The sequence below is a fragment of the Pseudomonas sp. GW821-FHT01A09 genome (assembly GCF_058986725.1).
Window position 1 is genome coordinate 1 of sequence record NZ_JBYSWB010000053.1, and the last position, 15,074, is coordinate 15,074.

At 63.1% G+C, this 15,074-nt stretch carries 16 protein-coding genes; 7 read left to right on the plus strand and 9 right to left on the minus strand.

The genetic code is table 11. The annotated features are described in order from the left end of the window. Positions 1 to 323: 323 nt before the first annotated feature. The 3 genes from AC3WJP_RS28500 to AC3WJP_RS28510 all read left to right on the plus strand — a co-directional run bounded on the left by AC3WJP_RS28500 (position 324) and on the right by AC3WJP_RS28510 (position 3,491). Complete coding sequence (locus tag AC3WJP_RS28500; RefSeq protein WP_493724482.1) at positions 324 to 1,925, plus strand: sensor domain-containing diguanylate cyclase; 1,602 nt, start codon at positions 324 to 326, stop codon at positions 1,923 to 1,925. A gap of 62 nt (positions 1,926 to 1,987) precedes the next feature. Further along, complete coding sequence (locus tag AC3WJP_RS28505) at positions 1,988 to 2,215, plus strand: hypothetical protein (RefSeq protein WP_493724483.1); 228 nt, start codon at positions 1,988 to 1,990, stop codon at positions 2,213 to 2,215. Positions 2,216 to 2,270: 55 nt separating this feature from the next. Further along, positions 2,271 to 3,491 (plus strand): MFS transporter, encoded by a 1,221-nt coding sequence (locus tag AC3WJP_RS28510; protein ID WP_493724484.1) that lies wholly within the window; start codon positions 2,271 to 2,273, stop codon positions 3,489 to 3,491. Between the two features lie 50 nt (positions 3,492 to 3,541). Here the strand turns inward: AC3WJP_RS28510 and AC3WJP_RS28515 are convergent, their stop codons facing one another. The 7 genes from AC3WJP_RS28515 to AC3WJP_RS28545 all read right to left on the minus strand — a co-directional run bounded on the left by AC3WJP_RS28515 (position 3,542) and on the right by AC3WJP_RS28545 (position 9,617). After that, a complete protein-coding gene (locus AC3WJP_RS28515; RefSeq protein ID WP_493724485.1) occupies positions 3,542 to 3,901 on the minus strand; it encodes a RidA family protein in 360 nt (119 codons plus the stop codon). A gap of 26 nt (positions 3,902 to 3,927) precedes the next feature. Then, positions 3,928 to 5,139 (minus strand): D-amino acid dehydrogenase, encoded by a 1,212-nt coding sequence (locus AC3WJP_RS28520; protein WP_493724486.1) that lies wholly within the window; start codon positions 5,137 to 5,139, stop codon positions 3,928 to 3,930. Continuing rightward, positions 5,136 to 6,551 carry an amidase gene (locus tag AC3WJP_RS28525; RefSeq protein WP_493724497.1) on the minus strand — a complete coding sequence of 472 codons (1,416 nt, stop codon included), beginning with the start codon at positions 6,549 to 6,551 and terminating at the stop codon, positions 5,136 to 5,138. Before AC3WJP_RS28525 ends, AC3WJP_RS28520 begins: the two co-directional genes overlap by 4 nt. Positions 6,552 to 6,564: 13 nt before the next feature. After that, positions 6,565 to 7,248, minus strand: coding sequence for an amino acid ABC transporter permease (locus AC3WJP_RS28530; RefSeq protein WP_493724487.1), 684 nt, complete (start codon positions 7,246 to 7,248; stop codon positions 6,565 to 6,567). Beyond that, positions 7,245 to 7,901, minus strand: a complete 657-nt coding sequence (locus tag AC3WJP_RS28535; RefSeq protein WP_493724488.1) for an amino acid ABC transporter permease — start codon at positions 7,899 to 7,901, stop codon at positions 7,245 to 7,247. The genes AC3WJP_RS28530 and AC3WJP_RS28535 overlap by 4 nt, the downstream gene beginning before the upstream one ends. After that, the gene (locus tag AC3WJP_RS28540) at positions 7,901 to 8,686 is read right to left on the minus strand and encodes an amino acid ABC transporter ATP-binding protein (RefSeq protein WP_493724489.1); all 786 of its coding nucleotides are present in this window, start codon (positions 8,684 to 8,686) and stop codon (positions 7,901 to 7,903) included. Before AC3WJP_RS28540 ends, AC3WJP_RS28535 begins: the two co-directional genes overlap by 1 nt. Before the next feature lie 61 nt (positions 8,687 to 8,747). Then, complete coding sequence (locus AC3WJP_RS28545) at positions 8,748 to 9,617, minus strand: ABC transporter substrate-binding protein (RefSeq protein ID WP_493724490.1); 870 nt, start codon at positions 9,615 to 9,617, stop codon at positions 8,748 to 8,750. A 151-nt stretch (positions 9,618 to 9,768) separates the two neighbouring features. Between AC3WJP_RS28545 and AC3WJP_RS28550 the strand changes: the two genes are divergently transcribed. After that, positions 9,769 to 10,800 (plus strand): GlxA family transcriptional regulator, encoded by a 1,032-nt coding sequence (locus AC3WJP_RS28550; protein WP_493724491.1) that lies wholly within the window; start codon positions 9,769 to 9,771, stop codon positions 10,798 to 10,800. Positions 10,801 to 10,864: 64 nt separating this feature from the next. On the opposite strand, the gene AC3WJP_RS28555 is transcribed toward AC3WJP_RS28550, so the two are convergent. Next, the gene (locus tag AC3WJP_RS28555; protein WP_493724492.1) at positions 10,865 to 12,223 is read right to left on the minus strand and encodes a J domain-containing protein; all 1,359 of its coding nucleotides are present in this window, start codon (positions 12,221 to 12,223) and stop codon (positions 10,865 to 10,867) included. 219 nt (positions 12,224 to 12,442) lie between these two features. On the opposite strand from AC3WJP_RS28555, the gene AC3WJP_RS28560 reads away from it, so the two are divergent. Further along, on the plus strand, positions 12,443 to 13,294 hold the full coding sequence (locus tag AC3WJP_RS28560; protein WP_493724493.1) for a LysR family transcriptional regulator: 852 nt from the start codon (positions 12,443 to 12,445) through the stop codon (positions 13,292 to 13,294). Positions 13,295 to 13,384: 90 nt separating this feature from the next. Here the strand turns inward: AC3WJP_RS28560 and AC3WJP_RS28565 are convergent, their stop codons facing one another. Continuing rightward, positions 13,385 to 13,942, minus strand: coding sequence for a DUF4865 family protein (locus tag AC3WJP_RS28565; protein ID WP_493724494.1), 558 nt, complete (start codon positions 13,940 to 13,942; stop codon positions 13,385 to 13,387). Between the two features lie 94 nt (positions 13,943 to 14,036). Between AC3WJP_RS28565 and AC3WJP_RS28570 the strand changes: the two genes are divergently transcribed. Both AC3WJP_RS28570 and AC3WJP_RS28575 read left to right on the plus strand, forming a co-directional pair. Beyond that, positions 14,037 to 14,789, plus strand: coding sequence for a hypothetical protein (locus AC3WJP_RS28570; protein ID WP_493724495.1), 753 nt, complete (start codon positions 14,037 to 14,039; stop codon positions 14,787 to 14,789). Then, positions 14,779 to 14,964: a hypothetical protein gene (locus AC3WJP_RS28575; protein WP_493724496.1), complete on the plus strand. Its 186-nt coding sequence runs from the start codon at positions 14,779 to 14,781 to the stop codon at positions 14,962 to 14,964. The genes AC3WJP_RS28570 and AC3WJP_RS28575 overlap by 11 nt, the downstream gene beginning before the upstream one ends. Positions 14,965 to 15,074: the final 110 nt, after the last annotated feature.

Here is a 15,074-nt window from a genome sequence, read left to right on the forward strand (position 1 = left end):
CGCGCATTCTACGCTAGCCTCACATCTTGTCAAGCGTTTATTTTGAAGTATTTCACTGGAAACCTGAACAACTTCAAACACTTGACTCGCTTGGAACACCTGAGTGCTCGTCTGCGGGAGGCGAATAATACAGCATCGGAATAACCGGTCAACCTTTTATTTCAGCAATTTGCGATTTTTCTGCAAAAGCCGTCTCCTCTCTACTATATAGACAGGACGCAATGCTCGCTGCCCCTGGCCTGCCTGAATGGAGGTGGCGACAAGTCCAGCGCCAATCGGCAGAATCGCGCGTTCAAACTGAAAGGGACTGGATGAGAATGAGCATGCCTGGACGCAAAGGATTACCCATGCCACCGCACCCCCCGCCAGACCCAACGAGCTCAGGGACGGCTCGCGCGGCAACCGTATTTCGCCTGACGGTGTGTTTCATCGTGCTGGTGATCCTTACCTTCGTGGCTGTCGAAGGCTGGCGCGCATGGCGTGATTACCGGCAGGCCTTCGTCATGGCCAACGACTCGGTCACCAACCTGGCTCGTGCCACGGCGCAGCATGCCGAAGATGCCATCCGCCAGGTCGACGTGCTGACCGATGCGCTCGGGGAACGAGTCGAAGGCGATGGCTTGGCGAGCATCGATGTACCCCGGATCCATGCGCTGATGGTCCAGCAGGCCAAGATCATGCCGCAGCTTCACGGCCTGTTCATCTATGGCCCCGATGGCCAATGGATAGTCACCGACAAAGCCGTCACCCCGGAACAGGCCAACAACGCCGACCGCGATTACTTCATCTATCACCGCACCCACACCGACCGCAGCGTGCGCATCGGCGAGGTAGTCAATAGCCGTTCCACCGGCGAGCCGATCATTCCGATATCAAGGCGCCTCAACAATCCCGACGGCTCGTTCGCCGGGGTGTTGCTGGGCACCCTGCGGGTCAGCTACTTCGTCGACTACTATGGCGACTTCAAGATCGACGACAAAGGCGCACTGGTGCTGGCGCTGCGCGATGGCCGAATTCTGGTTCGGCGCCCCTTCATCCCGGGTGTCACCACCCAGACGCTGGCCGACAGCGCCATTTTCAAACGCTACCTGCCGGTGTCCAACGAGGGCGTGGCCGAAGTCAAAGCCGTGGTCGACGGCACTTATCGCCTGTATGGCTACCGCGCCCTGAGCAGTTATCCCCTGGTGGTGGAAGCCGGCCTGTCACGGGAATCGTTCGTCGGCCCCTGGCGCCGCGACCTGATCAAGACCGGCCTGTACTTGCTGGTGCTGGTGGGTTTTCTGGCGGGCTTCGGGTTTATCGTGCTCGGCCAGTTGCGTCAGCGGATAGAAATGGAGCACGAATTGCGCCAGGCGCATCAGACCGTACAAGAGATGGCCTTGACCGACAGCCTCACCGGGCTGGGCAATCGCCGCAAGCTGGACATGGTGCTAGCGCTGGAGATTCGCCGCGCCAAACGCCAAGGCTATCCCCTGGCCCTGATCATGCTCGATGTCGACTACTTCAAACGCTTCAACGATAAATACGGTCACTCGGCCGGCGACGACTGCCTGCGCCGAGTGGCCGATACCCTGAGAAAGACGCTCAAGCGCCCGGCCGACCTGGCGGTGCGCTATGGCGGCGAAGAATTTACCGTGCTGCTGCCCGATACCACCGAAGCCGGTGCCGGCCTGATCGCTCAGGAGATGGTCGAGGCTGTCCGCGCCCTCGCCATCGAACATAGCGAACATCCCCTGGGGATCGTCACGGTCAGCGGCGGGATCGCCAGTTGCTCCCCTGTAACCGATGACGCCACACCAGACGCACTCATCAAGGCCGCCGACGGATTCCTCTACAGCGCGAAAAACCACGGCAGGAATCGCTGGGAAGCCGCCAGCGGTAACGCTATGGTCGACGTCTCGTCCCAAGGAACCCAGCCACTGTGAGCGGATTATTCACAGACCAACCTGAAGACGATGGCCTGCCCGATGCCGAATGACGCCTGGTGATGATCGCCGGGATGACCGTTACCGGGATGGCCGTGCCGCTGGGCATCATCGGCGCAACGCTGAAGCTACGCGCCATCTCGCATGAATCCACCTCCAACGGCTGGGCGTTCGACATCACCGCAGCAGGCTTTGCGCTGGCGGCGGCCTTGGCGGCATGCGCGAGCATCGGGCGTATCCGCAGAGCGGTAGGATGCCCGCCCGCAAAGCGCTTTCGCTTTAGCCCGTAGTGAACGTCGCGTACCATGCCCCACTGACCGCCCACCCGATGGAAACACCCCCAGGATGCCTTCCGAGCCCTCATCCGCCGCCAGCGCGACCAGCGACAAGATCGTGCGCGGCACCTCAGCCTTCCGCGCCATCGCGATCTGCATGACCCTGGCCGGGATCTCCACGTTTGCCCTGATGAACTGCGTACAGCCGCTGATGCCGCTGTTTACCCATGCGTTCTCGATCAGCCCCGCACAAGCGAGCCTGTCGCTGTCGATCAATATCGGCGTGCTGGCCTTGCTGATGCCCTTCGCCAGCCTGGTCTCCGAGCGCCTGGGCCGCAAACCGGTGATGGTGGTGTCGTTGATCACCTCGGGGCTGGTCTGTATCGCCTCGGCCACCGCCGACTCGTGGAACACCTTCCTGTTCTACCGAGCATTGCAGGGCGCGGCGTTCAGCGGCGTGCCGGCCATCGCCATGGCCTACATCGCCGAAGAAATCGCCTCATCGGATTCCGGTTACGCCGCCGGTGTATATGTCAGCGGCGCAGCGTTCGGCGGGATGGCCGGCCGGGTGCTGGCCGGATTCGTCGCGGACGCTTGGGGCTGGCGGGTCAGCCTGATCTCGATCGGTGCGGTGGGCTTTATCTCGGCGGTGCTGTTCAGCTACCTGCTGCCGCGCTCCCGACACTTCGTGGCGCAACGCTCGGACTTAAAACTGCTGCTGGACAACTACCGACTGCATCTGCGCAATCGCGCGCTGCTACGCGCGTACATCAGCGGGTTCTTCATGATGGGCAGCCTGGTGATGGTCTACAACTTCCTGGGCTTTCGCCTTACCGAGGCACCGTTCAACCTCAGCCAGACCTTCACCGGCTCGCTGTTTCTGACCTATCTGGCGGGCATCTATGCCTCCACGTATGCGGGCAAACTCGCTGACCGCCATGGTCCCAAACGCGTGACCATCGGTTCGCTGGCACTTTGCGCCGTGGGCGCGGTACTGATGATCCCCACCTACCTGCCCGTGGTCGTTGCGGGCCTGCTGCTGTTCACGGTGGGCTACTTCGCCACTCACGCTGTCGCCAACGGCTCGGTATCCAAACAGGCGAGCACGGGCAAATCCCAGGCCTCGACCCTGTACTTCATCTCGTTCTACGCGGGCGGAGCGGTGTTGGGCTGGGCCGGCGGAGTGACCTGGGCGCATTTCGCCTGGCCAGGGGTGACGGCGTTGCTGGCGACGGTGATCGCGTTGACGTTTGTGCTGGGCTTGAGTGCTCAGGCCCAGCGCAAGGTGTGACGTCACACGCACCTGCGCACAAGCGTGGCGCTTGTGTCATCAGTGGGGGATCAAACTCCCGCCAGCGCCACCACCATGATCTCCACCAGCACCTCGGGCCGCGCCAGATCGGCCTGCACCGTGGCCCGGGCAGGCCCGCAGCCATCCGGCAGCCAAGCTTCCCAGACCTCATTCATCGCAGCGAAATCGCGGCCGATGTCTTTGAGCCAGATTTGCGCCGACAGTAATCGACTGGAATCACTGCCGGCCTGGGCCAGCAATCCATCAATCTTGGCCAGCACCTGACGGGTCTGATCCGCGATCGGCGCCTGCAGATCGCTGGGGACCTGGCCAGACAGAAATACCCAGCCGCCTGCAGACACTGCGCCGGACATGCGCGTATTGGTGCTGAAACGTTCGATGTCACTCATGGTATTGCTCTGCGGTGTGTTCAGTTTCAGTGATCGAGCAGCGCCACCAGTCGCTGGGCGCTGCCGAAGGCCAAGGTCATACCCAATGCACCCTGGCCGCAGTTCAGATAGAGGTTGTCACAGCCTTGGGCGGCGATGATCGGCCGCCCCGTCGGCGTTGCCGGTCGCCAGCCCATCCAGGGCTCGCAATCGCCTTGCTCGGCGAGCCATTCGGCGCCGAAGATTTCGGCGGTCGCGGCCTGCAACTGGGCGATGCGCGCGGGGTTGACCCTTGGGTCGAGCCCGCACAGTTCTACCATACCTGCCACCCGCAGGCGCTCGCCAATACGGGCGAAAACCGTTTTGCGCCGCATGTCGGTAATACTGACTCGCGGCGCATGGCTCCCCGCGGCGATCGGCAAGGTGATGCTGTAGCCCTTCAATGGATAGACCGGGACCTGAACACCAAGGGGCCGTAACAGCTCGGTGCTGCATGCTCCGGCGGCAACCACGAAGGCGTCGGCGGCGATCTCCACATCGGCACAGCGCAAGGCCTTGACTCGACGCCGCTCGCGAGCAAAACCTTCGACAGCGGTGGCAAAGCGCAGATCGACACCCCGCCCGGCCAGGCGCCGGACCAGTTCAACGCACAGCTTGCTACCGTCGATAGCGCATTCGCTCGGCGTATAGACGGCGCCGTGGAACGCCCGTCGATAGTCGCCCAATGCCGGCTCGATGGCCAACGCTCGGGCCACGTCGCAGATCTCCTGACGGCTGCCATGCTCGGCTTGGAAGGTCGCCTGTGCCACGGCCTTGGCCAGCCCGGCGGCATCCGGGTAAAGCACCAGCTTGCCGGTGCGTGAGAAGTCGCACTGCGGCTGCTCTTCGTTGATGAAGGTTTCCAGTGCAGCGCGGCTCTCGCTCGCCAGTTGCAGCAGCTCGAGGGTGGTCTGGCGCGACACGGCGGTGCGGCAGGCTGCCAGAAACGCCAGGCACCAGCGCCATTGCGGCGGGCTCAGGCGCGGCGTGAATTTAAGCGGGCCATCGCGCTCCAGGAGCATTTTCGGCAGGCCGGACAGCAACGCTGGATCGGCCAGCGGTTGCACGTAGCTGTAGCTCAGCTGCGCGCCATTGGCGGCGCTCGCGCCCTGCCCCGCTCCGCTGGCCTGATCGACCACGATCACCTCATGGCCAGCCTTGCGCAGAAACCAGGCGCTGCTCAGGCCGACGATACCGGCGCCGATCACACAGACTTTCATCGGGCCACCTCCTCCAGCGCCCAGCCCGCAGGGCGCTGACGATGCCAGTCGGTGGTCTGCTGATAGGCATGCCCGACACGCAGGATCAGCGCCTCATCGAACGCGCGACCGACCACCTGGATCGACGCTGGCATGCCGTGCTCGTCGAAACCGGCCGGCAGGGCCACGGAGCAGAGGTTCAGCAAATTAGCGAAACGCCCGAGCAATGCCAGCGGCGTGCCATATTCATCGACGTCACCGAGCGGCACGCTGCCCAGCGCATTGGTCGGGAATACACACACATCAAGGCCTTGCATCGCCTCGCGCATGGCGACTTCGGCGTGCTGGCGCTGGCGTTGCAAGGCGATGTAGGCGCTGGCAGAGACGGCTCTGCCGCTCAGGATGCGGCGCTTGACGTGGCTGTCGAAGCGCAGCTCGCCCTGCTCGAACAGCGCACCGAGACTGGCGTAGCCCTCACTGCTCATCAGGCCCCCGGCGACCTGCATGCAGTCGGTCAGGGACCACGGCAAGTTACGCTCGACCAACTGCATGCCCAACGCCACCAACTGCTGCAACGCCCGGTCGTAGGCTGCCAGTACACCGGGTGCAATCGCCGCGCGTTCGCTGTGGGGCAGCACCCAGACGCGCAACCCGTCCACCGCTCGATCGAGCCCGGCCGCGGCGCTGAACGTCGGCGCCAGGGCACTGACCGGATCCTGCGGGTCCGGACCGAGCAATGCGTCCAACATCCAGGCGGCGTCCTGGACGCTGCGGGTGATGGGGCCGACCGAATCCAGCGACGGGCACAGCTCGATCAGGCCATGGCGGCTGATCAGCCCGCGGGTGGTCTTGAGGCCCACCAGCCCGCACATACCGGCCGGGATGCGCACCGAGCCGCCGGTGTCGGTGCCCAACGCCGCCGTCGCCAGACCGCTGGCTACCGCGACGGCCGAGCCGCTGCTGGACCCGCCCGGCGCACGGTGCTGGGTGATGTCCCACGGATTCCAGGGCGTCCCCATGACCTCATTGGTGCCCCAGCCGCCAAAGGCAAACTCCACGGTGTGGGTCTTGCCGAGCACAATGGCACCGGCCCGCTCCAGGCGCGCCACGGCGGTGGCCGTGTGGGTAGAGACACGCGACGGCCTGGCCCGGGAGCCGCCGGTGATGCGCCGACCGCTGATTTCGAACAAGTCCTTGATCGCAACCGGGATGCCCTGCAAGGGCCCCAGATCGACCCCGGCCGCCCGCAGTTGATCACTGGCTCGGGCGGCACCGAGGGCACGTTCCTGATAGGCCTCGATATAGGCATTCAGTTGCCCGTTGTACTGCGCGATACGAGCCAGCTGGGTGCTCACCAGTTGTTCACAGGTGAGGCGACCCTGGGCGAACCGGGCTTGCAGGTCGGCGATGCTGGCGGCACTGGCGGTGTCCATGAGATCCAAGATTTCAGCCTCTGAGGGTACGGCGCCCACGGGCGAAGCGAACTTCAAGGCCGCGCGAGAGCATGGATAGGGGGAAGGCGATGACGAAATAGAACAGGCCTGCCAGCAGGAAGATGTGCATCGGCAAAAAGCTTTCCGAAGCGATGGCCCGGGCCGCCAGCATCAGCTCGTTGGTAGCGATCAGCGCGCACAAGGAGCTGTCCTTGAGGATCGACACATAAGCATTGAGCAACGGCGCCAGCATCAGGCGCAGCGCCTGCGGCAGGACCACCGCGCGGAACGCCGCCATCGGCGTCAGCCCGCAGGCCAGCGCGGCTTCACGCTGGCCACGGTGCAGCGAATCCAGGCCGCCACGCAGAATCTCGGCGATGTAGGCCGCGCCCTGCAGGCCCAGCCCGATCACCCCTGCACTGAACCCTGAGAGCGTCATGCCCCAGCTGGGCAAGGCGAAATACAGCACGAACAGCAATGCCAGCAGCGGCACGGCACGCATGATCTGGATCAGCCCGACGGCGCCGAGCCGCACCGGCGCGATCGGGCTTTTCAGCGCCCAGGCGAGCAGGCAACCCAGTAGCAGGGCCAGACCGAAACCCGCGACCGACAACTCGGCGCTGATCACCGCGCCCTCGACCAGCCGCGGCCACCAGTCGCTCCAGTAATCGGGATACTGCGCAAAAAAGGCAATCATCGACTTGCTCCCAGGCGGCGTTCCAGGCGATTGAAGCCCAGGCCGATCGGCAGGATCATCGCCGCGTACAGACAGATCACCGCCAGATAGATCAGTGAGGTCTGGAAGGTCGAGGTCACCAGATTGCGCGCCAGGAACATGATCTCCGGCACCGCGATGGCCGAGGCGATCGAGGTGTCCTTGAGCAGTTGCGTGGCATAGTTCGCATACGCCGGCAGGGCGATGCGCAGAGTTTGCGGCAACAGGATGCAGCGCAGAATCTGTACCTGAGTCAGCCCGACCGCCAGCCCGGCTTCCTGCTGCCCCAGGTGCAAGGACTGCAGCCCGACGCGGAACACATCGGCGAGCACCGCCGTACCGACCAGGCTCAAGCCGATGACCGCAGCCTCCCAACCGGTCAGGTTGATGCCGACATACGACAGTCCGAAGTAGATCAAAAACAAATGCGCCAGCGCCGGCACATTACGCATCCACTCGATGTAGCACTTGATGAGCAACTGCACGAACCAGGAGCGGGAAAAGCTCGCCAACACCGCCAGCGTCATGCCTCCCACGCTGGCCAGCAGCAAGGTGCACAGGGCGATTTCCAGCGCCGCCACAGCGCCTTTGAACAACAGCGGCAGCAAGCCAAGGAAGATCTGCAGGTTGGCCATCACGCATCCTCCGACAACAGGCGCCCGAGAAAACTGCGGGTGCGTTCCTCGCTGGGGTGATCGATGACCTGCGCGGCGCTCCCCTGCTCGACGATCTTGCCGCCGTCCATGAATATCACCCGGTCCGCTACGTCACGGGCGAAGCGCACCTCGTGAGTGACCATGATCATGCTGCGGCCTTCCTCGGCCAGGTCGCGAATCACCGCCAGCACTTCGCCCACCAGCTCCGGGTCGAGCGCCGAGGTGGGTTCGTCGAACAGGATCACCCGCGGTTGCTGAGCCAGCGCGCGAGCAATCGCCACTCGTTGTTGTTGGCCGCCGGACAGATGATCCGGGAAGGCGTCGGCCTTGTGCCGCAGATGGACCTTTTCCAGCATCTGGTCCGCCAGCTCGTAGGCCTGCAGGCGCGGCAGGTGCCGGGCCTTGATCGGGCCGAGGGCGACGTTGTCGCGCACACTGAGGTGCGGCCACAGATAGAACAGCTGGAAGACCATGGCGATTTCCAGACGCTGCGGCGCCATCTCACGATCGCTGAGCAGACGCCGTCGGCCACCCTGCTGGCGCTGACCGATGAGTTCGTCGCCCAGCCAGATTTCCCCCTGGGTGGGCTTTTCGAGGTAATTGATGCAGCGCAGGCAGGTCGACTTTCCCGAGCCGCTCGGGCCCAGCAGCGACAAGGTCTCGCCTGGCTTGAGCTCGAGGCTGATGCCCTTGAGCACGTCAAGATCGCCGTAGCGCTTGTGCAAGTCGTTGACCCGTAGCAGGGCCTGAGTGGAATCGTTCACAGGGCGAGCCCTCCAGGGTCATCGATGCGCGGTCGAGGCAAAGCCGCCCCGGCCTGCGCGGTCATTTGCAACTGGGCAATTGCCAGTCGGCCGGGCGGTCGATGCCGGGGCGCACATTCTTGCCGTCGGGGATGAACCACACATCCTGGGTCAGGCCGTAATGCGAACCGATCTGGCGCAATTCGCAGCTTTTCCACAACAGCTGAATTTGTGCATTGAAGGCCGCCACCAGCGCCGGGTTGTCCTTGTTCAGGCCGAACACCACCTGACCCAGCCCGGTGAGCAGCGGAAAGTCCGGGTTGTCGTCGGTAAAGGCGTCGAAATGCAGGTGCCACTGCGGATTACGGGAAATGGCGTACTGCATGACGGGTGGATCGCCGATCACCGCGTCGATACGCCCGGCCATCAGGTCACGCACGGCGGCATCTGAGGTGTCATAGAGCGACACTTGAATACCGTTGATCTTGCGCAGCTCGGGGATGAACGAGAAGCCGGTGATGGTCCCGACCTTCTTGCCTTCAAGGTCCTTGAGGCTGTGCCATTGGGTCTTGTCGGTCTGGGTGATGCCGTTCTTGAAGTAGTGGATCGGGTCGCTGAGGCTCATGATCTTCGCGCGCTGCTGCGTCCAGCCCATGGTCCCGGCCATGACATCGACTCGCCTGGCTTGCACCGAGGCGATGGTGCCCGACCACTCCATCAGCGCCGGTTTGACCTTGAGCCCGAGTTTTTCGGCGATGCGTTGAAGGATCTCGCCGTCGTAGCCGACCATCTTGCCGTCCTGATAACCGGTGCCGGGCATGTCGCCACTGAAGGCGATGGTCAGGGTGTCGGGTTCCACGGTTTCAATGCTGCTGGCAGCTTGAACATTCATCCAGGCGCCCAGCAAGGCTCCACATAGCAGGGTATGGCGCAGTAACTTATAGTGCTGCATCGCGTGTTCCCCAATCATCGGTGCCGTCGTGTGCCTTGCGGCGTGCGGTTGGTACGGGTCCATCCTAGTGGTGCGATGGCACGAATCCGTTGGAGGTTTTGCACGAATGATTGAAGATTTGCGACATTCAGCCAGCGCGCAGGAAAAACTCATGCAGCACCTCGACCACGGTCGAGCCCGGCGCCCACCCCCGCCACGCGACAGCGCCGAGCTGTCCATCGGCATAGTGCTGTGGCCGCGCTTCCCGCTGCTGTCGTTGTCTGGGTTGACCGAAGCGCTGCGCCACGCCGCCGATATCGGTGATCAGAGCCGACCTATTCGCTGCCGCTGGCGAATCCTCGGCACGCCTGGCCAGCGTGTGATTTCCAGCGGTGGCCTGGACGTACCGGTCGACAGCGAACTGAGCGCGCCGCAACGCTTCGACTACATCGTCGTGATCGGTGGCTTGCTCGATTCGCTGGACACCGTGCCCAAGAGCTACCCGGCCTTTCTGCACCAGGCCGCGGCTGCCGGCGTGCCGCTGATCGGCTTGTGCACCGGCAGCTTCGTGCTCGCCCGCCTCGGCTTGATGCAAGGCCGCACCGCGTGCGTACATGCCTACCATGGCGCAGACTGGAAGCAGGCCTTCCCCACGTTGCGGTTCGTGACCCACAGCGACTTTTTGATCGATGGCGATCGCATCACCTGCGCGGGCGGCGTCTCTGTGATCGAACTGGCCGCCTACCTGATCGGCCTGCACTGCGGCCCCGACCGGGCCGGCAAAGTGGTGCACCAGATGACCGTCGCCAAGCGCGGCTCCACCGGCCTGATAGACCGCCGCAAGGCCCTGGGCTACGCCACCTCGGCCAACCGCCGCCTGCACGAGGCGGTCATGCTTATGGAGAAGCACATGGCCGAACCCTTGGAGATCGACACCATCGCGCAACTGGTGGGCACCAGCAAACGACAGTTGGAGCGCATCTTCACCACTGAGGCCGGCAGCAGCCCGGCGCAGTTCTACCGCCAGCTGCGCTTGCGTTTCGGCCGCTGGCTGCTGGTGAGCTCGGATCGGCAGATCGGCGAGATAGCCTTCGAATGCGGGTTCGCCGATGCGCCGCATTTCATTCGCCAGTTCCAGAGTACGTTCGGTCTGTCACCGGGCAAGTTGCGCCAGGCTCTGGCGGGCGGGGTCGCAGGCAGATGATGCTTGAGGGGCCAGGGCGAATCGGCCTCAGGCCCTCGCTCCCTGACGACGGGCCTCAAACGGCTCAGAACTCTTCCTCGGAAAGATCATGCACCGCCATGTTGCCATCCCTGACTTTCTGCAACGTCAGGGTCATGACGCTGTAGCGAATACCCCGCGCGTCGGTCGTTTCATCGAGTGTCATCGCCTCGGATCGCCAACGGCCGCCCGTCATCAGGTCTTGATACCTGACATCGTAACGGCCCGCTTCGATGCTCCGTATCGTGAACTTGCCATGGGCGGGGATGAAGACCTGCCGAGCGGGCCGAGCGACGCTACCGGCAAGGGTGACCAGTTTGACCAGCACATCCGAACTGTTCTGGCCGTTGTCTAGAGTGACTTCGGAACGCCCGGCGGTCCGGGTCTGTGGTTCGCCCTGGAGATAACCCGCCACCGCTGGCCATGGTTTGCCATTGGGCGCGGCATTGGGTCGAACATAGGCCGGCTGTTGCGGCGTTGGCTGAGCGACCTTCATCGCTGGCGCCTGGGTCATGGGCGCCGCCAGCGCTTGAGAGGAATACGGCATGGGACCCTTCGGCGACCTTCGCTCATGCACCGGGGCATACAGCACCGCCAAGGTGATTGCAGCCGCCACCACCGCCATCGCGCCCGCATGCAACACAAAAAACCGATTGACGACTTTCCATGAGTTTTTCAACCGCGCGGCGGCCACCGGACGCCCCTGTGCCAGCAGCGCCTCAAGGCGCCGAACAAGGTCATCGCGTTCGATGACCAGCGCGGGCTGGCGCGCAGTAGGCCGGATCTTGCGGCAGAAATTCAACCCGTCCGCCGCGATCGCGCGGGCAATGTCTTGGCGCCCCGTGGCATGGAAGCAATACGCTTGATAGGCCAGCAGCCGTGCGTTCTCAAGCGCCGGCTGGGTACCGCCGAGCATGTTTTCCAACAGTGCCTGTGCAGAATGGATCGGCCCCCACGGCAACCCCCACCAACCCAGTAACCAGGTAGAGGCCGAGGCCTTCAAGGCCTTCTTCTGCGCGCATTCGCTGCACAACACGCCAGCGATCGGTTTGCGAATCGTCACCAGCAAAAAGCTTTTCACCGATCGGTACACCACCACTCGCGGTTGCGCAGACACTTTTCCACAGCAGGAGCACTTGATCGGCTCTGGCGGCGGTTGCACTGTGTCGGCCGCGGGCACCGCCGATGCGGCGGGGGTATCGTATGCCGCTCGAGTCACGGCATCGGACAGCGCCTTGAATGCCTCATTGAGTGCTTGAAATTGCTCGGTCGTGTCGCGGCCAGGATTACGATCCGGGTGCAAGACCATCGCCCTGCGGCGGTAGGCAGCTTTTATCTGCTGCTCGGTGGCATCGTGGTGCAACTCCAGGACTGCGTAGTAGCCCAGAGGGTCGCGCGCGCTCATAGAACATCCTTGTGACACCGCCAGTGGCGGGACTTGCCGATTGGAATTGGAAAGGTCTCGATAGGGTATCTGTGAGGTTCTCGATAACTTTAACTACAGAAATGAAACAAATAATGGCCAAAGGATATCCGCTTGCTGCCGCTCAAGGTTCGATGACTCGACCATTGCAATTTCATCTGCTACAACCTTGCAATCATTCGAATTGAACATAGCCAGATCATGAAAGCACTGGACGTCGAAGCGGTTGAAGCCTTTGTCATGGTGGCCGACTTCAAGAGTTTCACTCGCGCGGCCGAAGCGCTGGACACCACCCAGTCGGCGATCAGCCTGAAGATCAAGCGCCTCGAAGCCGGCCTTGGCCAGCGTCTGCTCGAGCGTACCCCGAGGCTGGTGCGGCTGTCGGTACAAGGGAGCGCGTTTCTTGGTGCTGCGCGCCATCTGCTGGCCGCTCATCAACAGGCGATGGGCGCGTTTTCGGCGCCTGCCCAGCGACTCAAGGTCGGCATCAGTCATCACCTGGTCGGCGCCGAGCTACCGCGATTGCTCAGGCAATTGAAGGAGACTCAGCCTCAGACGGTGTTCGAGATTCACGTCAGCACATCGCGCGATGCCTTGCAGCATTTCGACGATCGGCAGCTGGATGCCGCGGTGGTGCTGCAGCATGACAACCGCCGCCAGAACGGCGAGGTGATCCTCAGCGAGCGCTTCGGCTGGATGGCCAGCCGAGACTTCAGCTTCGAAGCTGGGCAGCCCTTGCCGCTGGCGACTCAGGCGCCTCCTTGCAGCGTGCGCAGCATGGCGATCGAGGCGCTGGATCGTGCGGGTGTGGCCTGGCAGGAGGCATTCGTCGGCGGCGGCAATGCCACAGTCGGCGCGGCGGTGTCAGCCGGGCTGGCAGTGGCCGCCCTGCCCTTGCGTATCGCCCCGGCGGGCACCCTGGACGTGACGCGCACGCTCGGGCTGCCGCCGCTTCCAGCGAGGGATGCAGTGCTCTACGCCAACAGTTCCGACGTGCAACTGCGTCAGGCGCTGCGCAGCTTGACCGCAGCGCTCAAAGCCAGCGCGCAATAACGGCCAACGCCAGGGCAAGCGCGGCGACACCCGCCGCGCCAGCCAGCACCACCGCCAGATGCAAGAGCAGCCAATCACGGTGGCGAGCCATCAGCTCAACTGCGCCAGCCCAGGCGCGGCGAGGTGCAGCACTTCATGAACCTGCTGGGCATCCCGGGCATCAGGCTCGGCGGCGGACAAGGTGAAACGCACCCGGCGCCAGCTGTGCAGATCCAGTACCGTCCAGACCGCGACGGTGTCGGCCTGCTGGGCGATGGCATGATTGCCCTCCAGCTCTCTCGCCAGAATCCTTGGGTCAACGGCCAGCGTGCGCTCCTCGCGATACAGCGTCAGCGCACGGCGAGCCGGCCCCCTTAGCGCCTGCACCGGTAGCCAGGTCTCGATGGGCGGACGGCCGAACGAACGGATGACACTGTCGAAACGCTCACTGGCGATAAAATCCGCAGCGGCTCCGGGATCGGCCCAGAGGTACACGGACGCATAGAGATTGCCTGTCGCCCCGTGCCGTCCGGCCTGCTGCAACACGAAGGCCTTGACCACCAGCCCCGGCGTCGCATCCCACAAGGGCCCGCGCTCGGCAGCACGCGCGCGGATGATCTGCAGGTCGTAGTCGGCGGGCAGGCGATGGGCATATTGCATAGCGAACATGGTGGAGTGCTCCTGATGGGGTTCAGGAGCAGATTGAGGGATGAGCGGCGTTTGAAACAGAGGCCGCAGGTGATAGCTGTGAGGGGGTTTGGCAATGGTTGGTTACGTGCACTGGCGGCGAAGGCCAAGAATCGAGGCACGACTTTACAAACTACAAAAAAGGAGCCGGGTACTGAATGAAGCATGCATGGAGGCAACAGGCCACGAGGGAAGTTTTTCCCGATTAACCAAACTGGCCTGGCCATTTACAGTCGTGGCTTTTCGAGCCACGGCAGCCTCCCCGATGGATGAGCAGCAAGCAAAAATACTTCTAGGCCACAAACTTTCCGCACGTGAGCAGGCAGCCATCGAGATCTGCGAACGAGGTGCACCTTTTCTGCCATGCCAGTTGGCAGTCTCCGACATTGATCAGTCAGCGATCACTGCCTACGAAACGTGGCATCACAATTTGTTCGAATTTGGCTGGGAGCGGGTCTTGCGCTGGAAGCGCAAGCGAGCTCATGCCCGCGCGCTGGACATAGCCGTATGGAACGATGGAGTACTCGCCGGGCTATGCTGGGCTTCTCCCCAAGACAGCCACGAGAAAATCCTGGTGCTGTACCTGCAACGCAATCCCGACAGCAAACTACCAACTACTGGTTTTATCGCCCCCCTGTGCCTTAGTGCGGTCAGGAACTATGCGCTGCTATCGGGCTTTGAATGGGTAGTGGTGAAAAACCCGATTCCCGAAGCTCGCGCTGCGTACATGCGGGATGGATTCAAGCAGGTACCAGGTGTCGGTCTTGCCTACAAATTGACCACAGCCTATGCTGTCCTCAACCTAGAGGTAACCGATCATGACCACTAAAGCCCTCAACGCCGACAAATCAGTTTTGCAGATCAAGGCCGAAGCCGATGCGAAGCTTGCACGATTACGCCAGTCTCCTCGTTTCGAGAGTTTTTACTCCGACGGGGTAATCGAGGCGTTCAGGAATATCGAATCATCCGCATACGCAGGCAAGTCGCGACCGCTCATCCGCTGAAGGTCGCCGCCAGAATGACCGGGCCATGCCCGGTTTTTTTGTGGTGCGCCAGGCATGGCGCGTTGCGCGTAAGCGCAACCAGCTTGGCTGTGGTGGCCACGCTGGTGACT